General features: G+C 44.9%; 15 protein-coding genes. 10 read left to right on the top strand and 5 right to left on the bottom strand.

All coding sequences use genetic code 11. The features are described 5' to 3' along the window. Positions 1-16: 16 nt before the first annotated feature. Positions 17-2,266, bottom strand: a complete 2,250-nt coding sequence (purL, locus tag AC23N5_RS09860) for a phosphoribosylformylglycinamidine synthase subunit PurL (protein ID WP_183972620.1) — start codon at positions 2,264-2,266, stop codon at positions 17-19. A gap of 522 nt (positions 2,267-2,788) precedes the next feature. Between purL and gltB the strand changes: the two genes are divergently transcribed. The 4 genes from gltB to AC23N5_RS09840 all read left to right on the top strand — a co-directional run bounded on the left by gltB (position 2,789) and on the right by AC23N5_RS09840 (position 9,513). Then, entirely contained in the window at positions 2,789-7,366 is a 4,578-nt protein-coding gene (gltB, locus tag AC23N5_RS09855) for a glutamate synthase large subunit (RefSeq protein WP_487755432.1), read from the top strand. 102 nt (positions 7,367-7,468) lie between these two features. Further along, on the top strand, positions 7,469-7,708 hold the full coding sequence (locus AC23N5_RS09850) for a hypothetical protein (RefSeq protein WP_487755431.1): 240 nt from the start codon (positions 7,469-7,471) through the stop codon (positions 7,706-7,708). Between the two features lie 50 nt (positions 7,709-7,758). Further along, on the top strand, positions 7,759-7,974 hold the full coding sequence (locus AC23N5_RS09845; protein WP_487755647.1) for a type II toxin-antitoxin system RelE/ParE family toxin: 216 nt from the start codon (positions 7,759-7,761) through the stop codon (positions 7,972-7,974). Between the two features lie 3 nt (positions 7,975-7,977). Continuing rightward, a complete protein-coding gene (locus AC23N5_RS09840; protein WP_487755430.1) occupies positions 7,978-9,513 on the top strand; it encodes a glutamate synthase subunit beta in 1,536 nt (511 codons plus the stop codon). 473 nt (positions 9,514-9,986) lie between these two features. Here AC23N5_RS09840 and AC23N5_RS09835 read toward each other — a convergent pair whose 3' ends face one another. Together AC23N5_RS09835 and AC23N5_RS09830 are read right to left on the bottom strand one after the other, a co-directional pair. After that, positions 9,987-11,231 (bottom strand): pyridoxal phosphate-dependent aminotransferase, encoded by a 1,245-nt coding sequence (locus tag AC23N5_RS09835; protein ID WP_183972626.1) that lies wholly within the window; start codon positions 11,229-11,231, stop codon positions 9,987-9,989. A 50-nt stretch (positions 11,232-11,281) separates the two neighbouring features. Next, entirely contained in the window at positions 11,282-12,025 is a 744-nt protein-coding gene (locus AC23N5_RS09830) for a DUF4290 domain-containing protein (RefSeq protein ID WP_183972628.1), read from the bottom strand. A gap of 143 nt (positions 12,026-12,168) precedes the next feature. On the opposite strand from AC23N5_RS09830, the gene AC23N5_RS09825 reads away from it, so the two are divergent. Together AC23N5_RS09825 and AC23N5_RS09820 are read left to right on the top strand one after the other, a co-directional pair. Then, on the top strand, positions 12,169-13,194 hold the full coding sequence (locus tag AC23N5_RS09825) for a hypothetical protein (RefSeq protein ID WP_487755429.1): 1,026 nt from the start codon (positions 12,169-12,171) through the stop codon (positions 13,192-13,194). Positions 13,195-13,228: 34 nt separating this feature from the next. After that, positions 13,229-14,467, top strand: coding sequence for a nucleoside recognition domain-containing protein (locus AC23N5_RS09820; protein WP_487755428.1), 1,239 nt, complete (start codon positions 13,229-13,231; stop codon positions 14,465-14,467). Between the two features lie 147 nt (positions 14,468-14,614). On the opposite strand, the gene rpiB is transcribed toward AC23N5_RS09820, so the two are convergent. Continuing rightward, positions 14,615-15,049, bottom strand: a complete 435-nt coding sequence (gene rpiB / locus AC23N5_RS09815) for a ribose 5-phosphate isomerase B (RefSeq protein WP_028525691.1) — start codon at positions 15,047-15,049, stop codon at positions 14,615-14,617. 98 nt (positions 15,050-15,147) lie between these two features. Here rpiB and AC23N5_RS09810 point away from each other — a divergent pair, with 98 nt between their 5' ends. Together AC23N5_RS09810 and eat are read left to right on the top strand one after the other, a co-directional pair. After that, positions 15,148-15,873: an LOG family protein gene (locus AC23N5_RS09810; protein ID WP_122930653.1), complete on the top strand. Its 726-nt coding sequence runs from the start codon at positions 15,148-15,150 to the stop codon at positions 15,871-15,873. A gap of 45 nt (positions 15,874-15,918) precedes the next feature. Further along, complete coding sequence (eat, locus tag AC23N5_RS09805; RefSeq protein ID WP_487755427.1) at positions 15,919-17,232, top strand: ethanolamine permease; 1,314 nt, start codon at positions 15,919-15,921, stop codon at positions 17,230-17,232. 4 nt (positions 17,233-17,236) lie between these two features. Here eat and AC23N5_RS09800 read toward each other — a convergent pair whose 3' ends face one another. Next, positions 17,237-18,079, bottom strand: a complete 843-nt coding sequence (locus tag AC23N5_RS09800) for a hypothetical protein (protein ID WP_487755426.1) — start codon at positions 18,077-18,079, stop codon at positions 17,237-17,239. Positions 18,080-18,168: 89 nt separating this feature from the next. Between AC23N5_RS09800 and AC23N5_RS09795 the strand changes: the two genes are divergently transcribed. Both AC23N5_RS09795 and AC23N5_RS09790 read left to right on the top strand, forming a co-directional pair. Further along, positions 18,169-18,468 (top strand): hypothetical protein, encoded by a 300-nt coding sequence (locus AC23N5_RS09795; protein ID WP_164489956.1) that lies wholly within the window; start codon positions 18,169-18,171, stop codon positions 18,466-18,468. A 36-nt stretch (positions 18,469-18,504) separates the two neighbouring features. Then, complete coding sequence (locus AC23N5_RS09790; protein WP_487755425.1) at positions 18,505-22,362, top strand: SNF2-related protein; 3,858 nt, start codon at positions 18,505-18,507, stop codon at positions 22,360-22,362. Positions 22,363-22,487: the final 125 nt, after the last annotated feature.

The following is a 22,487-nucleotide window of genomic DNA, read 5'->3' as shown; positions in this document are numbered from 1 at the left end:
TATAAACTCAACCAGACTAACTCATGATTTTACCCAATGAGTTGTCATATAAATCTTTAGCTTCTGCTCCTGAAATAACCGTTTGTTTATCAACCACAAAGCCTTCTTTCGTTACTTTACCAAGCAAGGCGTGCGTGATTTTAAGGTCAGCACCAAGTACTTTTTGGAATTCAGCTTGCTTGTCAGGGCTTACACTGACCAACACGCGGCTTTGTGCTTCGCCAAACAAGAACGCATCGGCGCGGTACGGGCTTTGGGTTGCAACTTCAAAACCAAATCCGCGAGGCAAGGCAGACTCGGCCAAAGCGACCATCAGACCACCGTCAGAAACGTCGTGAACTGACTCAACCAACTGATTAGAAATTAATTGTGCTACGGCTTGTTGCAATTCAAACTCCTCGTCGAGGTCGAACGCGGGAGCAGGAGAGGCTTTTACACCACGGTATGAATACAAGTACTCTGATGATGCGATGTCATTTTTAGGTTGACCAACCAAGAAAATCAAGTCACCTTCGTTTTTGAAGTCGAGCGTCATTTGGCTTTCAGGTTTTTCCATCAAACCAATCATACCAATCGTTGGAGTTGGGAACACAGGTCCGTCGTCTGATGATTGGTTGTAGAAACTCACGTTACCACCCGTCACAGGTGTACTGAATTTACGGCAAGCTTCGCCCATTCCTTTAACGGCATGAACAAATTGCCAATATACTTCAGGAACGTACGGGTTTCCAAAGTTAAGGTTGTTGGTAATTGCCAACGGTTCAGCTCCTGTACAAACGAGGTTACGAGCTGCTTCCGAAACCGCAATTTGTGCACCAATAAACGGATCAGCATTCACGTAACGAGCGTTACAGTCAACCGTCATGGCAATGCCTTTTTGGTAGTTGGGGCGTTCTACGTCGCGAATACGAACCACTGCCGAGTCCGAAGGGCGGTTAGTAGAGCGGTTGGCTGTGCCTACCATCGAGTCGTATTGCTCATACACCCACTTCTTAGAAGCGATGTTTGGATGCGAAAGAAGGTGACGCGTTACAGCTGCAATTTCAGCTGCTGAGTTGACGTCAGCCACCGAATTTATATCAAATTTCTTAAATTCTTGGAAATAAGCAGGTTCGCGGTATTCGCGGTGATTTTGAGGCGCACCACCACCTAGTACTAGATCGTGAGCAGGAACATCGGCAATCAATTCGCCGTGTTGGAAGAAATGCAAACGTCCGCCTTCAACAACTTCACCGATTTGGGCGCAATGCAAATCCCATTTATCAAAAATACCTTTGATGACATCTTCTTTGCCTTTTTCAACCACTACCAACATACGTTCTTGTGATTCAGAAAGCAAAATTTCCCAGCCTTTCATGTTGGCTTGGCGCGTTGGTACTTTATCGAGGTCGATAATCATCCCGTGTTCGCCTTTGGCACTCATTTCAGAGGTTGAGCAGATGATACCCGCAGCCCCCATGTCCTGAATACCCACTACATAACCTGTACGGATGATTTCAAGAGAAGCTTCGAGTAAAAGTTTCTCCATAAAAGGGTCACCCACCTGAACGGCTGGCAATTTCTCGGTTGACTTTTCAGAAATATCTTCCGAAGCAAAACTTGCTCCTCCGATACCGTCTTTGCCCGTTGCCGAACCAACAATAAATACGGGGTTGCCTACACCATAGCTAATGGCGCGAGCTACTTCACCCGCCTTTACGATTCCTGCCGAAAACGCATTGACGAGTGGGTTGGTGTTATAACAATCATCAAAGAAAACTTCGCCACCTACTGTTGGGATACCGAACGCATTGCCATAGTCGCCGATGCCTTTTACTACCCCTTTTACGAGCCATTTTGTTTTGGCCAATTCGGGGTTTCCGAAGCGGAGAGAGTTTAATTGAGCGATGGGACGCGCACCCATCGTAAAAATATCACGGTTGATACCGCCGACACCCGTTGCCGCGCCTTGATAAGGTTCAAGGGCTGAAGGGTGATTGTGAGATTCAATTTTAAAGCTACATGCAAGGCCGTCACCAATGTCAACCAGACCAGCGTTTTCTTCGCCAGCTTTAGCAAGCATTCGGTCAGAGTCGCGGGGGAGGGTTTTAAGCCAAACGATTGAGTTTTTGTACGAGCAGTGCTCCGACCACATCACCGAGAATATGCTCAACTCAGTGAAGTTGGGCGTGCGGCCTAGTATTTGTTTGATTTGTTCAAATTCTTCGGGAAGAATACCTAGTTTTTTGGCGGTTTCGACGGTTGGTAGTTGTTCTACGTGTTCCACGAGCGGAGGAGTTGGGGGATTGGTGATTTGTACTAAAGGCGCAAAGTTAACTTTGACGGCACCTATTTTCTAACATTATTTTATATTTTCTTCCTTGCGTGCCTATTTGAGCGTCTTTTTTCAGGAAATACTCACTTCTTTTTACAAAGAATACTCATGTAAACTGGTCGAAAAAGTCGAAAAACAGGGCTTGATTGCAAAAATGCAAAAACTGAGTCCCGATAGGCAACTCTAATTGATGAATTGTTAATGAAAATGAGGTTTTTTTGAAAAATATCTTATGAAACTAGATATTATTGCGAAAATATGAAATATTAATCTTTGGTGTTATGAAATTGTAAAATTCCAAGATAATTTGATATATTCTCAATATTTTAAAAATACAGATACAATATTTGGTAAAAAGGTTGTTGTACCAAATAAATTTTTGTGTAACTTGCGTGAGATTAAAGTTCCGTAGAAGTACTTAGGCAACAAAGTGACGAATCGGAAGTCAACCAACCCCCAATATACAACAAAACCATGTTAGAATCTGCCCAACAGGGGTTATATCGCCCCGAGTTTGAACATGACGCATGCGGTATTGGTTTCCGCGCCAATATGAAGGGTCGCAAGTCTCACCAGATGGTCGCTGATGCGATTACGATGCTCGAACGTATGGATCACCGCGGTGCTTGCGGTTGCGATCCTAACACGGGTGACGGTGCTGGAATTCTTATTCAAATCCCTCATGAGTTTTTTGTGGAAGAATGTACCAAATTGGCCATTACCCTCCCAGCTGCGGGTGAGTACGGTGTTGGTATGATTTTCTTCCCTAAAGATGAAAAGCTTCGCAGTGAATGCCGCGATATCCTTAACCGAAAAATCAAAAAGTTGGGCATGGAATTGCTAGGCTACCGCCGCGTTCCAACACTCAACGATGTTTTGGGGGAAGGCTCCTTGTCGGTAGAACCACAAGTTGAACAACTATTCATCAAACGTCCTGATTCAGTTACGGATGAGTTGGGTTTTGAGCGTAAGTTGTTTGTACTTCGTCAATACGCCACTCGTATAATTAACGATACTGTAGTGGGTGCCAAAGCGCATTTTTATTTCTCGTCGCTTTCGTGCCGTACTATTTCTTATAAAGGTCAGTTGACAACAGGTCAATTGAACTATTACTTCCCAGACTTGCACAGTGAATCAGTCGTTTCGGCTTTTGCCATTATTCACTCGCGCTTTTCTACCAATACCTTTCCTTCTTGGAAACTTGCACAGCCTTTCCGCTACGTGGCTCACAATGGTGAAATTAACACCGTTCGTGGTAACGTCAACTGGATTCGTGCTGGCGAGAAGTCGTTCTGGACAGAGCACTTCACCAAAGAAGAAATGGACATGTTGTTGCCAATCTGTGATTTAACTAACTCAGATACGGCCAACTTGGACAACGCCATCGAGCTTTTGTATTTGTCGGGTCGCTCATTGCCACACGTAATGATGATGGTCGTACCTGAAGCTTGGGATGGCAACGAGGCCATGGATCCAGAACGTAAGGCTTTCTACGAATACCACGCGGCTATTCAAGAACCTTGGGATGGTCCAGCGTCGATTTCATTCACGGATGGTAAAATCATCGGTGCTACCCTCGACCGTAACGGTTTGCGTCCTTCGCGTTATTGGGTGTTGGACGACGATACCATTATTATGGCCTCGGAAGCAGGGGTACTCGACATCGACCCTGCGCGCGTAGTGACCAAAGGTCGCTTGCAGTCGGGTAAAATGTTTGTGGTGGATATGGAACAAGGCCGTATCATCCCCGACGAAGAGCTCAAAGCCGATATTTGCTCACGTCAGCCGTATCAAAAATGGTTGGATGAAAATAAAATCAAAATTTCTGACCTCGAACCTTCACAACGTCCGTTTGCTCCGTATGACGATAAACTTTTACTAAAGCGTCAAATCGCGTTTGGCTTTACTTCCGAAGACCTACGGATGGTGATTGGGCCGATGGCTGAAACAGGCTATGAGGCGATTGGTTCGATGGGAGTCGATGTACCATTAGCGGTATTATCGGATCAAAGTCAGCACCTTTCTAATTACTTTAAGCAACTTTTTGCACAAGTAACCAACCCGCCGATTGACTCTATTCGGGAGCGCTCGATTATGTCTTTGATTTCGTTTGTAGGTTCAACCGAAAACCTATTGACCGAATCGCCGCTGCATTGTCGTCAGATTGAATTAGAACAACCTGTTTTGACCATCGAAGAATTTGATAAACTTCGTTGGGTTGACAAAGACCATTTCCAGGCCAAAACAATCAATACCTATTTCCGTGCCGACCAAGGTGGAAAAGGGCTGGCGCGTGCGTTGGAACGTATTTGTACCTACGCCGAAGACGCGATTGAAGACGGTTTTGAAATCATTATTTTGTCTGACCGTGCCATTGACTCTGACCACGCACCGATTCCGTCGTTGTTGGCCATGTCCACGGTTCACCATCACTTGATTCGTAAAGGGTTACGTGGTAAAGTGGGTATCCTTGTAGAGGCAGGAGATGTTTTTGAAACGCACCATGTTGCTACACTCATTGGTTATGGCGCTGCGGGGGTTTGTCCGTATATGGCCTTCCAAACCATCGCTTACATGAACCGCCAAAAGATGATTAATGGAGAGTTTGAAAATACAAAACTCTACGCTAATTACATCAAGGCGATTGATAAAGAATTGCTCAAAATTTTCTCTAAAATGGGTATTTCGACGCTTCAGTCGTACCAAGGAGCGCAGATTTTTGAGTGTTTGGGTATCAACAAAGACGTGATAGACAAGTATTTCACAGGAACCATCTCGCGTATTGGCGGTATGGGTATCGAAGAAATCGCCCGTGAAGTATTGGTTCGCCATAAAGTAGCCTATCCAGAAACGCCGATGGTAAATCCGCACCTAGAAGTGGGTGGTTTCTATCAGTGGAAACAACGCGGAGAAGCACACATTTTTAACCCGCAAACAATTCACCTTTTGCAACAATCGACCCGCAAAGGTGGAGAAGAAGGGTATCAAATTTTCAAGAAATTCTCGAAATTGATTGATGATCAGACCCAAAAGGCTCTTACGCTTCGCGGTTTGATGCGTTTCAAGAAAGGAAAAGCGATTTCAATCGACGAAGTAGAGCCTGTTGAAAGTATCTTCAAGCGTTTTGCTACAGGTGCGATGTCGTTTGGTTCAATTTCGTGGGAAGCACACACAACGCTTGCCATTGCTATGAACCGCATCGGGGGCAAATCAAACTCAGGTGAAGGAGGCGAAGATGAGATTCGTTATCAACCGCTTCCAAACGGTGACTTTATGTCGTCAGCCATTAAGCAGGTGGCATCGGGACGTTTTGGGGTAACGAGCCATTACTTATCAAATGCCCAAGAACTTCAGATTAAGATGGCCCAAGGGGCAAAACCTGGAGAAGGAGGGCAGTTACCAGGGCATAAAGTCGATGATTGGATTGGACGTACGCGTCACTCGACGCCAGGTGTAGGCTTGATTTCGCCGCCACCTCACCACGATATTTACTCAATTGAAGACTTAGCTCAATTGATTTATGACCTTAAAAACGCCAACCGTGCCGCACGTATCAGCGTGAAATTGGTATCTGAAGCAGGCGTAGGAACGGTTGCCACAGGGGTTGCCAAAGCGCACGCTGACCATATTTTGATTGCGGGCCACGATGGAGGAACGGGGGCGTCTCCGTTGAGTTCCATTCGCCACGCAGGTCTTCCTTGGGAGCTTGGGTTGGCCGAAACGCACCAAACGTTGGTGAAAAATAAACTTCGCGGACGAGTGACTGTGCAGGCCGATGGCCAAATGCGTACAGGTCGTGACTTAGCGATTGCGGCGTTATTAGGTGCCGAAGAATTTGGCGTAGCTACAGCCGCACTCGTTGCTACGGGCTGTATCATGATGCGTAAGTGTCACTTGAATACTTGTCCAGTGGGAGTTGCTACACAACGCAAAGAGTTGCGCGCACTTTTCACAGGAAAACCAGAACACGTCGTGAACATGTTTACGTACATGGCACAGGAGTTGCGCGAAATTATGGCGCAGTTGGGCTTCCGTACCATCAACGAAATGGTGGGACAAGCACAATACCTCGAAATGCGTGATGATATAAAACACTGGAAATACAAAGCATTGAATTTCAACGCGATGTTGTTCAAAGAGCCAGTAAGCCTTGATGTTGCGCAATTTAAACAAGAGGAACAAGACCACGGAATTGCAGAAGTAATTGACTGGCAATTGATGGAAGCCGCCAAACCAGCACTCGAAAAAGGAGAAGAGGTTTACGGAGAATATTCTATCAATAACCTCAATCGCTCGGTAGGAAACATGCTTTCCAACGAAATATCGAAAATATATGGTGGCGTCGGGTTACCAAACGGAACCATTCACTTTAAATTCAGAGGAACGGCAGGACAAAGCTTCGGTGCCTTTAATACATCGGGCGTACGCCTCGAACTAGAAGGAGATGCCAACGATTATTTCGGAAAAGGGCTTTGTGGGGCTGAACTCGTCGTCTATCCAGATCGTGAAGCTTCGTTTGTGCCAGAAGAAAATATCATTATCGGTAACGTAGCCTTTTACGGAGCAACTTCGGGAGAAGCGTATATTCGCGGAACTGCTGGAGAGCGTTTCTGCGTGCGTAACTCTGGCGCAAAAGTAGTCGTAGAAGGAGTAGGAGATCACGGTCTTGAGTACATGACAGGTGGTGTAGCGATTATCCTCGGAGAAGTTGGACGAAACTTCGCAGCGGGTATGTCGGGTGGAGTTGCTTATGTTTGGGATAAAAACGCCGACTTTGCACCAAAAGTAAATCCTGAAATGGTAAGCGTAGATGCCTTGACTGACGAAGACAAAACGATTGTGAAAGGTTTTGTAGAGAAACATTTCCAATATACCACCAGTAATGTGGCATTTATGATGACCCAAGACTGGGATACGTACTTGAGTCAGTTTGTGAAGGTATTGCCAAACGACTTCAAGAAAGCCTTGGCAAGCCGTGGAATCAGCCTTTCGCAACAGATTGCTGATAAAAACGTCGTCTATCAAGACATCGTTGTTGATGTAGCCCAATAATTAGCCCATCCCTTAATATTCGGCCTTGCAGGCAGGTTTTCCTGCCTGTAGGGTTTTGAAAAAAATGATTATCTTCGTGAAAGCTTTAAAACTAAAGGTAGTATGTCAACTATAGAACTTAAATCTAGCTTTCATCACTTGATTGATCAAATTCAGGATGAGCGAATGCTGCGAAATTTATACGATTGCATAGCAGATTTTGCTTTGAATAACGATACACAATTCCAGCTTTCTGAAGAGCAACTAAAGCGTCTTCAAGACTCTATGTCGCAAATTGAAAACGGAAAGCTGATTGAAAACGAAACTGTAAAACATAATGTGAAACAGTGGCTTTCAAAATAGTGTGGACTCCAAATGCCGAAGAAGATTTTCGGCTAATTCTAAATTATTTAATGGACGAGTGGGCTGATAACTTTGCGGAAATGTTTTCAGACCAGTTATTTGAGACGTTGAATCTTTTAGAGAATCACCCCTATATTGGAATGGCAACCAAGGAATTGAGTTCTATCCGTAGAATTTCGGTTACTCGACAATATGGACTCTATTATATGGTTCTACGTGACGAAATTGTAATTGTAAACCTGCTGAATAACAAAAAAGGAAAGTAAATCATGGGAAAACCCACTGGATTCATTGAATTTGGCCGTGAGTTGCCAAGTAAGCGTAGTGTAGAAGAACGCCGCTTAGATTATAAAGAAATTGAATTGCTAGGGACAACGGATGATGCCAAAAAACAAGCAGCTCGCTGCATGGATTGCGGTATTCCCTTTTGCCATAATGGCTGTCCACTAGGAAATATTATCCCAGAATTTAACGACGCTGTTTACGAAGAAAACTGGGAATATGCTTACCAATTATTGACCAGTACCAACAACTTTCCAGAGTTTACGGGTCGTATTTGCCCTGCCCCCTGCGAAGCTTCATGTGTGTTGGGTATCAATAAACCACCCGTTGCGATTGAGTACGTGGAGAAATCCATCATCGAAACGGCCTTTGCGAAGGGTTACGTAAAACCACGCATTCCTGCCAAACGCACAGGTAAGAAAGTAGCCGTGATTGGCTCTGGCCCCGCAGGTTTGGCGGCAGCTGCTCAGCTTAACTATGCTGGACACTTGGTGACGCTTTTCGAGCGTGCCGACGAGGTAGGAGGGTTGCTTCGCTATGGTATTCCTGATTTTAAATTGGAAAAAACGGTCGTGGCACGTCGCGCAGCTGTAATGGCCGAAGAAGGAGTTGAGTTCAAGACGGGAGTAAATATTGGCGTGGATATTCAGGCAGAAGAAATTTTGCGTGAGTTCGACGCGGTGGTACTCGCTATTGGTTCAACGGAGCCTCGTGATATTCGTATTCCTGGCTGGGACAAATACATCGGAAAAGGGATTCATCCTGCAATGGAGTTTTTGAGCCAGCAAAATAAACGGGTGTCTGACATCGCGCGGGTGGTTGACCACCGTGGGGATAAGTACGTGAATGGCGAAATTTTGGCCACTGACAAACACGTAGTAGTGATTGGTGGTGGCGATACGGGTTCTGACTGCGTTGGAACGTCAAACCGCCACAAAGCGGCGACTATTACGCAAGTGGAAGTAATGCCTGCGCCAAAATACGACGATAAACTTCAACCTTTTTATAAAGTTCGTGATGAAAAAACGCCTTGGCCGCAGTGGCCTTTGACCAAACGGACGTCAACTTCGCACGAAGAAGGTTGTGACCGTTTTTGGGCGATTGCCGTGCAAGAGTTTGTTGGCGATGGCGAAAAATTGACAGGTTTGCGTATTGCTGACATCACGGGTGAGCGCACGTTGGAAGATGGTCGCAAAGCACCAATTACTGAAAACGAACGCGTAGTTAACTGCGATTTGGCACTCATTGCGGCGGGTTTTGTGCATCCTCAACAGTATTTAATCGAACAATTCGGTATCGAAACGGACATGCGTAAAAACATCAAAGCTTCGGAAGGGAATTATGCTACTTCGATTGACAAAGTCTTTGCCGCAGGTGACTGTCGTCGTGGACAATCGTTGGTTGTTTGGGCGATTTCAGAAGGCCGCGAAGCAGCCCGCAAAGTAGATGAGTTCTTGATGGGCGAGTCGATGCTGGAAGCCAAAGAAGTGGGCATGTTTAATCCTGTCTTCTCGCACGCTTAGGTAGGTACTGTTAATTGTTAACAGTTAACCGCTCTAGGCCTCGTGTGCGCAAGCACTTAAAGGCGATAAAAAATAGGTTTCCCTTTTTAGGTTTAACCTGTTGATTTACAATTTTTACAAATAAATAAACCCCGAAAAAAGCCAAATTTGGCAATTTTCGGGGTTTTTGTGTATTTTGTTTTTGTGACAAGGCATCAGAATGGTGCACAAAAGAATCTCAATTTTTGAAACTACATCAACAACAAAAGCATCACGATGATAATCCAAAAGCTGAAATAAGGGATAGAATTATTGGTATTTATAAACCATATAGTAGGCCTTCAATTAGGGGGGAGGAGAATAAACCCGTTGAGTTTGGTCACAAATGGTATTGTTTTTAAAATTTGGTAATTTTTAAGCAAAAAATCCACTCAACTTGGAGTGGATTTTTTGAAAACGTAATTTTCAAGGGAAGCTTTTTTTGTGCTTTTTTGTCAAACCAAATACTCTTCCACCGACTTGGTGGCATGAATACGGTGTTCATCGAGCATCAGCTCTATCCGATTCATGGCAATTGTTAGCTCGTCGGTTGATGGTAAAAATACAATTCGGAAGTGGTCATTGTGAATATAATTGAACCCTGTACCTGCCACAACAAGTACTTTCTGCTCAGAAAGTAACTGAAAGACAAAATCCCCATCGTTTTGAAAATCAAACTTACGCAGGTCGATTTTAGGGAAAACGTACAAAGAACCTTTAGGCTTTACACAACTTACGCCAGGAATGGCGGTTAGTCGGTCATAGACCAAGTTCATTTGTTTGTGAAGACGCCCCATCGGAAGCACCAAGTCTTGGATACTTTGGTATCCTCCCAAAGCGGTTTGAATGGCGTATTGCGTTGGAACGTTGGCACATAAACGCATACTCGCCAAAAATGTCAAGCCTTCAATGTACGATTTGGCACGGTGTTTTGCCCCACTCAAAATCAACCAACCACCACGGAAACCAGCCGCACGGTAGTTTTTGGAAAGTCCTCCGAAGGTGACACAAAGCGTATCGTGAACCATCGTGGCCACGGGGTAATGTTTAGCCCCATCGTATAGGATTTTGTCGTAGATTTCGTCAGAAAACAAAATCAGCTGATGACGCTCGGCGATTTCGGCGATTTTCTGAATGACCTCTTTTTCATAGACGGCACCCGTCGGGTTGTTGGGATTAATCATCACAATCCCCTTAGTACGTGGTGTGATTTTGCTCTCCAAATCTTCCAAATCGGGATTCCAATCGCTCTGTTCGTCGCAAATATAGTGAACAGGTTTTCCGCCACTAAGGGCAACTGAAGTCGTCCAAAGAGGATAATCGGGGGATGGAACGAGGATTTCGTCACCTTCGTTTAGCAACGCCTGCATGGCCATCACAATAAGCTCGCTTACGCCGTTGCCGATATAAACGTCATTGATTTCGACTCCTTTGATTCCTTGGGTTTGGGTGTAGTGCATTACTGCCTTGCGGGCGGCAAACAATCCCCGAGAGTCAACGTACCCTTGGGCGTTACGAATGTTGAGGATGATATCGTGAATGATTTCATCGGGGGCGTCAAAACCAAAAGGGGCGGGGTTTCCAATGTTCAAATTAACAATTTTGTACCCTTGGCTTTCAAGCTCTAGCGCTTTTTCGTAAACGGGGCCTCGAATATCGTACCGTAGATGTTCAAGGCGTTTGCTTTTTTGAATTTGCATGTCAGTAATGAATTGTGAAACGGCGTTTGTACCGTCTCGAACGATCTAAATCAGCGTCTTCGGTTGTTCTTGTTGTTCCGAAACTTATTGTTGTTATTGTTATTACTTCTACCTCCTCCGTTGTTGTTACTATTATTGTTGTTATTATTGCTATTGCCGTTGTTGTTACGGTTATTGTTGTTATTGCTACGGTCGCGATTGTGGCTTTGATAACTTCCGCGATTGTTTTGCAAGTTACGTTGATAGCGTTCAACGTGCGTTCCTTTGTCGCGAGGTGTCGAGTCCACCAATCCGTTTTGGCGAAGGTAAGCCAATTCTTCTTTTAGACGCCCCTGCGAAATTTCATCGAGCTGTGTAAATACAACGTTGTCTTCGGGGTTGTCTTTGTTCCAAGTATTGTAAAAAGTGCGCATTTGACGAATCAAATACGAAATAAATGCAAACTTCTCTTCGCGGTCGGTGCAAGCGATTGCTTTTTCAACGAGTAAAAGCAGGTTTTTGCCGTATTGTTTGTAACGAATATGCTCTTGGGTGTAAGGAACTCGGAGCGGTTTTTTCCCAACGGCATCGGGCGATGGAGGAGGAAAAGGACTGTCAATGTCCAATTTAAAGTTGGTCATGATGTACAAATCATCCCAAAGTTTTTGAGAATAATCTTGGCCATCACGCATATTGGGGTGGATTTGACGCATTAATTCCACCAAGACGTGCGCTTGGAGGGTTCGTTTATCACGTTCAGGAATGGAAACGAGATAATCGGCTAATTTTTGGACGTTACTACCGTATTCTTTCAAGGGTATTGAAGTTTATAAATCACATACAAAGTTATGAAAAATCAAGTTACTTTGGCAAAATCACGCCGTCGTCGTAATTTTGGAACTTAGATTTTTGATTTTTTAACCATCAACGGTCGAAAACCGCCTCTAACTCCTCCCGAATGAGTCAAAAAGTAGATGTAAGCATAGCCTTTTACGGCAAGCCTTACCAAGCCATTGTCACTATTAAAACTTTGATGCAGTACAGTGGTCAGCACATTGATAAAATTTACCTTTCCCGCGAGCGACTCCAACCCCACGACGACTACGTGGGAATTTTTAAAATCATTGATTATTTCCGTAACGACCCATCGGTCAAATTAGTGGTGCAATACCCGCATTATTTTTTAGGATTGGGTGTACGCGACCACGAGCGGGCCAAAGTGGATACCCGTTTTCGCCAGAGTATCATGTACCAATATCCACTTGAGGTGTCCGATAAAAAGTACTTGGTCGTGATGCACAACGACATGCTTTTTTACGGGGATATGATTGGCGATATGCTCAAAGAATTTGAGAACGGGCCAAAAAACTTGACGGGCGTAGGCTCTATTGGTCAGTGTTGGAGCTGTCCTGCTGGACCTGATTGGGGCAATAAGTGTAACTCAAAGATGTTTGAGCAATATGTGCCAACGACCGAAGAAGCTATTGCCTTGGCCGAAGCTCACGCTACGCCTCGCCGCGATATTCAACTGAAAGTAATTCGCAATGGCCGCACGCACATTCTGCCCGAGTGTCGTTTGAACGAATATTGTGCCATGATTGACCTTGAAAAATACCGCAAAGAAACACTTCCCAATGGTGATATTGGGTGTTATGGAGGAGGTTGGAACGGGGTTGATACGGCTACGGTATGGTCGCACGATATGTTTAAGCGTGGATATACGTTTCGTCATTTAACCCTCGAAGATTACACACGTCACGCGGCGTTTGATACCACAGGGAGCGGAACCAAGGCCAATTCAAGTTCAGAAACGTACTGGAATGCCGAACGAAATGCCGAAAAGTACATCAATGAGAAGTTTGGACAGATACAATTCAGTTCGGCAGTGACGATTTCGTACTACTATGATTTGTTCAAACGCAAGTCGTGGCTCGGATTGATACATACCTATGGCTTTGCCAAAAAACTAATCGGAAAGTCATAATAATAGACTTTGTTTTCTCCTAAACCCTATACCTATGGCATTGAATTACATTTGGGCGGCATTTTTTGTCGTGGCGTTCGTGGTGGCGTTGCTAAAATTAATCTTTTTGGGCGACACCGAAATTTTCAAACTCATGGTGGAGGGGATGTTCGACTCGGCCAAAGTGGCCGTGATGGACATTGCGCTGCCATTGGCGGGGGTGATGACCTTCTTTTTGGGGATTTTAAACATCGGTGAAAAAGCGGGAGCCATCAACTTCATGGCGCGTATCATCGGGCCGTTTTTTAATAAGCTGTTTCCCGAAGTTCCTAAAAATCACCCCGCAAATGGGCAGATGATTATGAACTTTTCGGCCAATATGCTGGGGCTGGACAACGCCGCTACGCCTTTTGGTCTCAAAGCCATGCAAAGCTTGCAAGAGCTGAATCCGTCCAAAGACACGGCTTCCAATGCCCAAATCATGTTTTTGGTTTTGCATACCTCTGGTTTGACCATCATTCCGTTGTCGATTATGGCGCAGCGGGCGATTTTGGGGGCGAAAGACCCTTCGGATATTTTTATCCCGTGTTTGATTGGTACGTACGTGACGACGCTGGTGAGTATCTTGATTGTAGGCTCTTACCAACGAATCAACCTATGGAATCGAACGGTCATCGGTTGGTTAGGGGGAATTACGTTTGCGATTGCCCTGCTTCTTTGGTATTTATCAGGCCTGTCGAAAGAAGGGCTTGAAACCTTTTCAAAGATAACAGGAAGCCTGATTTTGATGTCAATTATTGTTTCGTTTCTCGTGGGAGGGATGGTGCGGAAAGTCAATATTTTTGACACCTTCATTGAAGGGGCAAAAGTAGGCTTTGAAACTTCCGTTAAAATTATGCCTTATCTTGTCGGAATGTTGGTCGCTATCAGCGCTTTCCGAAATGCGGGTGCCATGAGTTACTTGGTGGAAGGTTTCAAGTGGGTAATTGGGTTAACAGGAGTAAATACTGATTTTACCGACGCTTTGCCAGTAGCCTTGATGAAGCCCCTAAGCGGAAGTGGTGCACGGGCGTTGATGATTGATAGCATGAAGCAATTTGGCCCTGATTCGTTCATTGGGCGATTGGTGTGTATCTTCCAAGGCTCGGCCGATACTACTTTTTACATCGTTGCCCTTTATTTTGGATCCGTAGGAATCAAGAATACCCGCTACGCAATTGTCGCGGGGCTTATCGCTGATTTTGTAGGGGTCATTGCGGGGATATTACTTGGCTATTTGTTCTTCTATGAGTAAATGACATGAAAGTCAGGTTGTGAGCAACCTGACACACATATTGCGTGCGTCGGGTTGCTCACACCCCGACGAGTCTTTTTAGCATGGGTTGATACCATCATAAAAAAAGTCAGGTTGTGAGCAACCTGACACACATATCCTGCACTCTTAACAAGAAATCTTCCCAACGCGAATTGCGTGGCGACCACCTTCAAACGCAGTATTTAAAAAGAGATTAACGCACTCAAAAGCGACTTCCTGGCTGATAAAACGCGCAGGAAGGCAAATGATATTGGCATCGTTGTGCTGACGTGCAAGTTCTGCCAAAGGCTTGTCCCACACCAATGCCGCACGAATTCCTTGGTGTTTGTTGGCCGTAATAGCCACGCCTTGTCCGCTGCCACAGACAAGTACACCTGCCTCAAATTCACCACTTTCTACAGCGAGTGCGACAGGGTGCGCAAAGTCGGCATAGTCGGCGGAGTCGGCACTATATGTACCAAAATCTTTTACTTCATATCCTTGTTGAATAAGCCAATCTACCAACGGTTGTTTTAGGGGGAAACCTGCGTGGTCGCCTCCAATTGCAATTTTTTTAGCCATTTATAGAACTATTTTTAGAAAAGTTTTCGTTATTGTAATCCCTACCGCAAAGGTACGGATGTCTTCATTAAGAACAACCCTAAAAAACCAAAATGAGTATGTCAGAATTTGAAGCATTGAATGAAGAAGATCGGATTCGTGTAGCATTTGAAGATCGCAATTGGAACGAAATAAAAACAGCCGATTCTTGGGTAATATTTAAGGTACTTGCCGAGTTTGTAGAAGGTTTTGATAAGTTGGCAAAGATTGGTCCATGTGTGTCAATCTTTGGTTCGGCCCGAACCAAACCCGACCATCCTTATTATAAAATGACGGAAGAAATCGCGGCCAAATTGGTGCGCCACGGATACGGTGTGATAACAGGCGGTGGCCCGGGTATCATGGAAGCGGGTAACAAAGGGGCGTTTGAACAAGGTGGAAAGTCGGTAGGATTGAACATCGTACTGCCATTTGAACAGCATTCAAATTTGTACATCGACGCCGACAAAAACATCAATTTTGATTTCTTTTTTGTACGCAAAGTGATGTTTGTCAAGTACGCTCAGGGCTTTGTGGTAATGCCTGGAGGGTTCGGGACGTTGGACGAGCTTTTTGAAGCCTTGACCTTGATTCAAACCAAGAAAATTGGGCGTTTCCCGATTGTGTTGGTGGGAAGAAGTTATTGGTCGGGACTGATTGATTGGATAAAAGACACCATGCTGGAAACCGAACGTAATATTAATCCTGAAGACTTAAAACTGTTTAGCGTGGTGGATACCGCCGAAGAAGCAGTGAAAGTCATTGACGATTTCTACGCTAAATACTTGCTCAAACCTAACTTTTAGGGTTACTTTGGTTCTGTGGATTACCCACAGAACCATTTTTTTATTATGCCCATTCCCGAGCCAACGCCCCAACCAACCCCTACGCTTCAAAAAGTCATCACAACGCCCCAACTCTGGGCCATTGCCGTTGGGCTGGTCATATCGGGTGTTTATTTTGGTTGGAATTACGGCTGGGCCGTCGCAGGTACGTTGGGCTTTTTGGTGGCAACGCTCATCGTCACCGTTTTTTACCTAACGTTTATTTTTAGCTATACCGAACTCACTGCCGCCATTCCCGAAGCAGGTGGGGCATTTAGTTATGCCTTTCGAGCATTTGGCCCTGTCATGGGCTTTGTGGCGGGGTTTGCAACGTTGGTCGATTTTGTCATGGGGCCTCCTGCTATCGCGTTTGCATTGGGTGGTTATGCTCATTTTTTACACCCCGATTTGTCGGTGATGGGCGTGGCTGTTGGCACTTACGTTGTATTCATCGCAATCAACCTCTTCGGAATGCGCGATTCGGCCAATTTTTCTTTGATTATCACGGCGTTGTCAGTAGTGGAATTGCTCGTGTTTATGGGGTTAGTTTGGCCGTTTTACAAAACCGAAAATTTTTTGGCGCACAATCCTCCAATTACTGCTGGAGGGGTTTTTGAAGCCTTGCCTTTTGCTATCTGGTTTTACGTTGCCATCGAGGGCGTTGCCATGGTCGCAGAAGAAGTAAAAGACCCCAAACGAACCATTGCCAAAGGGTATATTTTGAGTATTCTGACGCTCGTTATTCTGGCCTTGGGGACGATGGTGTTGAGTGGCGGGGCTACCGATTGGCGGACGTTGATTGACATGGATTATCCATTGCCAGAGACGCTTTCCATTACTTTGGGGAGAAATAACGCGTGGACTAAGCTTTTTGCAAGTTTAGGGCTATTTGGACTACTGGCTTCCTTTCACTGCAATACGATTAGCTATTCACGCCAAATCTATGCGCTGGCGCGTGAGCGCTATTTGCCTCAAAAATTAGCCACCTTAAATCAACGTTTCCGAACCCCCCACTGGGCATTATTAGCGGGTGGAGTTGTGGGCTTGGTGGCGCTTTTTGTCGGTAAAACGGACGAAATCATCATTTTTTCAGTACTTGGGGCAATGGTGATGTACCTGACGAGTTTACTGAGTTTGTTTCGGCTGAGACAAACTGAGCCGCAATTGGAAAGGCCCTACCGAACACCTTTTTATCCGTGGGTACCTCTATTGGCGTTGGGGCTTGCGGTGCTTTGTTTGGTCGCCATTGTGTATTACAACCTGTACCTAAGCTTGCTGTTTCTGGGGATGCTTGCCGTTGCGTTGGGTATATTTATGTGGACGCGCAAAAGGAATAAGTAGCGTTTTATTCTTCGTACTCGCTTCGGTAGGTATTCATAAAGCCGTATAAATACCGAAAAGTAATGCCAAATTGGTACGTCATTGGTTTTAATGCGGCAACGGAAGTACTTTGAGCAATACGATTGACAAAAAGTTCGGTGCGTGACTCAATACTTGAGGAAGGAGCAAGGGTAGCTCGACCGTAGGCAACAATCTCAAAATGCTGAGAAATTCGTCCGACAAACTCCAAATTTCCTTCCCATTCGAGTTTGGCTTTGCCCGTCGTGTAAGAATAATTTTCAACGATTAGCGTATCAAATTGGGTTCGCGAACCACTCACCCGCGCCAGCCCTGCCAAATCAAACTGATTGATTTGGGTACGATTTCGGGTGGGTGTCCAGACGAATCCAGTCCCAACGTACATGCCCGATTTTTTTTGGATTCTGCCAAGTCGAAAAACCCGCCACTTGAAGCGGAGAGGAATGCTATGTTGTAAATCTTCTATTCGATAAACAAAAGGACGCGCGCTATTGATGGCCAATACCATGCGCGAAGGATTGCGAATATAACCCGTTTCGATACCCCATTGGAGGTGGTTTAAGTAGCCAAATTGCGCCGCCGCGTATCCATCAATGACCGATTTTTGAAACCCAATAAGCCCTGTCAACGAACTACTGAGATTAGTTCCCATCCATTTTCCTCCCCCTTCGAGACCCATGTACCAATGGTTGTCAACTTTTATCAAATCAGGATGGTTGAAGATCATAGGAGTACTCTTTCTTCGGGGGGTATAATAGTCTTCGATTTGTGCAAAAGAAGCATAAGGGAAGGTTGCCCAAAACAAAACAAAGAATAGAGTTCGCAGCATTTGGTTCGTTGATGGATGTTGTACAATATTACGATTCCGTGCGGAACTTCGTTGCAAAGGTGGGTTGTTTTATCGTTATTCGCGCAATTATGAAAGTGATATTTCCACAAACAGAAATAGTGTCTCCGTTCAAAGTAGGAGATAAAGTACGGGTTCATATCGTGACCCTCTACAAAAAACCACCCTACGAGGTGATTGAAGGGACAGTGTATCAAGTTCGGGTGGCATTTCCATTGCTCTCGGCGACCAAAGCGAATGTTGAGTATGAATTGGCGGAGCTTACGTTTCGCTACGGAGTATTGCCTGATACAACCAATTTTCCCAAAATGAAAGAAGTTGAAAATCAACTTTATGATTTGCCCGAGGCGTATTTAGAAGAATGTGGGTAGAAAAAACAGTACAGTTTAGACGAGATTACAAGATTCATGGCTTTTTATAAAGGACTTATTTTTGAGAGTTTAGCAGCGTTACGAAGAGAAGCATCGACGGCAGTGCGGCAGCGAGGGAATGATATTTACCGAAATGGAGGGGTGAAAATGACGTCCTTCAACGGGGATTATTATGGGGCTAAATTTGAAGTTGAAAGCCAGTCTAGTTTTGAAAAATATGAATTAGAACTGGTCAACCTCGACGATGCCGAGGGCGTTCAAAGTTATTGCGATTGTCCCTCAGAGCATTATCCTTGCAAGCACGCCGTGGCGGCGTCATTGGCGTTAGATGAGTACCTTGAGCGTGACAATAAAAAACCGAAAGCGTCGGTGCAAGACCTTCAAAAGGTAATCATTGACCTGACCAATGGTAAACGCCCACAAGCGCCCAAAGTGATTGAATTTCAGGAGAAAGGGGTACACTCTATGGCGGATATTACCCTCGAAATGCCGTCGCTGGAGGAGCATTATATTCAACGGCATTGTTCTCCACAACACTGGATGGGGCGGCGTCATTATTTGAATGTGTTTTCGGTTTTGAAAGAAAACGATTCTGAGACGCTGGATGTGTATGTAAAAAAAGACGGACGATATGCCGTGACGGTGAAGCGTTTGGAAAAAGGGCGTGTCCATCTGTCGTGCAGTTGTGAGCAAAAGCTTCGCACGCCTTTGTGCGAACACATGATGGGGGCATTGGTTTGGTTAAAAATGCAATACGGTGCTCATTACCTCGAATCGTTGCGGGATTGGAGCCCCGAAAAGAACGCTTTATTGGTGCGTTATGGATACACCTTGGAAGATGATTTGGAGGGAAAGTTTGATTTTAAATTCAATCCAAAAGGGGAGTTAGAAATTATTTTATTGGACAAAAGCATTCAGCCCATTGAGGGGGTGGAATGGAACAATATTCTGAAAAATACCCTGCCTGTGAAGCCCAATAGCCCTTTTGTCCCCGTAAATGCGGGCAAAGAGCGGTTGGTTTACGTGTATATTTTTGAGCAATTTTCGGTAAAAACCTTGCCCTTTATGCGCCTGGAAATTGCCAAAGGAAACCTCAATGCTAAATCAGGTAAAGTAACGAATGTCACTCGAAGTACGTGGGGCGACAAAGAACGACCAACTACCCAAACGGAAGATTTAGAAATTATCAAAACCAGCCGTTTGTTGGAACAAGAGTTTTTGCACGAAACCCTTCGCCAACGTGGGCATAAAATCTCCGCCAATTCTTGGAACCTGAACTACACCAGCGAAGCCATCGACGAAGCCTTGGAAATTACGGGCAAGGTGTTGGAGAAGTTGTTTCCGATGTTGGTGGAAAAAGTGGTTCGGGTCAACAAAAAAAATGACAGTTACGGAAATACAGGCCATGCGGTAAAGGTGACAGAAACACCGCTTGATTTGCATTTTAAACTCTCTCGGACGGGGCAGGAGACTTTGTTGGAGGCGTTTGTGGTGCTTCCAACGGGAGAACAAATTTCTTTCCAACAATTACAAGATGTCGGAACGTACTGGCTGGTTGTGCTGCCTGATAATTTATTGTGCCGTTTTCGGTCAACGGCGGCGGCCAAAGTAGCACGCCATTTCTTGGAATTGGGCGGAGCTATTCGCCTACGAAGTGTACGAGACGATGACTTTTTTAATGGGTTTGTGATTCCACTGGCTGACCAGTTTTCGTTGGAATTTGACAAAGGTCAATCCATTACCCAGGCCGATTTAGAATGGCAAGAAGGTCGGGTGTATTTGAAGGAAGTCGAAGATAATTTGCTGATAATCCCCGCTTTTATTTATTCCAGCGACGATGAAGCGTCGATAGAATTGCCGCGAGATTTTCGGCAAGCACGCGTAAATGCTTATAAAAATACCGTGCAAATTCAGCGGCGTGACCGAGATGCGGAAGAACAGTTTGTGCAATTTTTGCAAAGCCAACATCCTGATTTTGCCCATCAAACGGACGAATATTTTTATTTGCCTGCCGATTCGGTGTTGGAAAATGGCTGGTTGTTTCAGTTTTATGAAGCCTTGAACCAACATGGCGCCAAACTTTTTGGCTTCAATAACCTCAAAAAATTCCGATACAACCCCAACAAGGCGACCTTCAAAATCAAGAATTCGTCGGGTATCGACTGGTTTGATTTGCAGATAGAAATTTCGTTTGGCGAACAGGTTGTCTCCTTGGCCCAAGTACGAAAAGCTATTTTAAAGAAACAAAATTACGTTGAGTTAAAAGACGGTTCGTTTGGCTTATTGCCCGATGAGTGGGTTGCGCAGTACGCCCAGTTGTTTCGTTTTGGCAAAGTGGATGACAAAAAAGACACCCTCCGCTTGTCGAAACAGCATTTTACAATTTTGGAACGTTACAAAGAGTATATCGAAAATCCGAAATTGCTACGTGAACTAGACGATAAACGGGAGAAGTTGCTTGATTTTAGGGCTATAAAAGACATTGCATTACCTAAAAATGTGCAAGCTCAGTTGCGCCCTTATCAAGAAGAAGGCTATAAATGGCTCAATTTCTTGGATGAATTTGGCTGGGGAGGTTGCTTGGCTGATGACATGGGATTGGGGAAAACGTTGCAGATGCTGACGTTTTTGCAAGAACAAAAAAATCGTTTCCCGAAAGGGGTGCATTTGGTGGTAGTGCCCAAAACCTTGATTTTTAACTGGCAAGCCGAAGCCGCTAAATTTTGCCCTGAATTGCGTTTGTACGTCCATACGGGGCCACAAAGAACCAAAAATACGCGCGTTTTTAACAAATACGACATCATTTTGTCCACCTACGGCTCCGTACGTTCGGACATAGAGTTGTTGCAGGATTTTCGGTTTCATTACGTGATTTTGGACGAAGCACAGGCCATTAAAAATCCTGACTCGATGATTGCGAAGGCGGTGAAATTGATTAATGCCAAAAACCGCTTGACGATGACAGGGACGCCCGTCGAAAATAACACCTTTGATTTATACTCCCAATTTGATTTTCTAAATCCTGGTTTTTTGGGGGCAGAAGATTTCTTCCGAGCCGAATACGCAGTATTAATTGATAAATACCAAGACAAAACACGTGCTGCGGAGCTACGCCGAATGGTATATCCATTCATGCTAAAACGTACCAAAGAAGAGGTAGCCAAAGACTTGCCAGAAAAGACAGAAACGGTGCTGTTTTGCGAAATGGACAAACGTCAACGCAAAGTTTACAATGCCTTTAAGGACAAATACCGTGATTTAATTGCGGGAAAAATGGACGAAGTAGGGCGTGAACAGGCGTCGTTTTTGATTTTGGAAGGATTATTAAAACTACGTCAAATTTGTGATTCGCCCGCCTTGCTATCCGATGATGAAGATTATGGCAACGATTCGGTGAAGCTGGACGAAATTGTGAGAGAAATTGAAGAAAATGCTTCTGACCATAAAATTGTCATTTTCAGTCAGTTCTTGAAAATGCTTGACCTCATCAAAGTTAAGCTCGAACGCGACCGAATTCCTTACGAATACTTAGACGGCCAGACCAACGACCGTGCCGAACGGGTAAATCGTTTTCAGGGCGATGAAGCCTGTCGGGTGTTTTTGATGAGTCTAAAAGCAGGGGGCGTTGGGCTGAATTTGACGGAAGCCGATTATGTGTATATCGTAGATCCGTGGTGGAACCCCGCCGTGGAACAACAGGCGATTGACCGCGTTCACCGCATTGGCCAAACCAAACGGGTTTTTGCCTATCGGATGATTTGCAAAGACACCATTGAAGAGAAAATCATGCAACTCCAAGAACGAAAACGCGCCTTGGCCGATGATTTGATTTCGACCGATGCAGGATTCTTGAAAAAGCTGGATAAAGACGATATTTTGCAGTTGTTTAGTTAAAACCTGCCGTGCCTGTGCAGCTGGTTACTCCTAACCAGCCGCATTGGAAGAACAAGTGGAAGTAAAATGTGCAGCTGGTTACTCTTAACCAGCCGCATAGAAAGAACAAGTGGAAGTGGGTTGCT

The organism is Runella sp. R5_40 (genome assembly GCF_057652295.1).
This window is presented reverse-complemented; position numbering and strand designations above follow the sequence as displayed.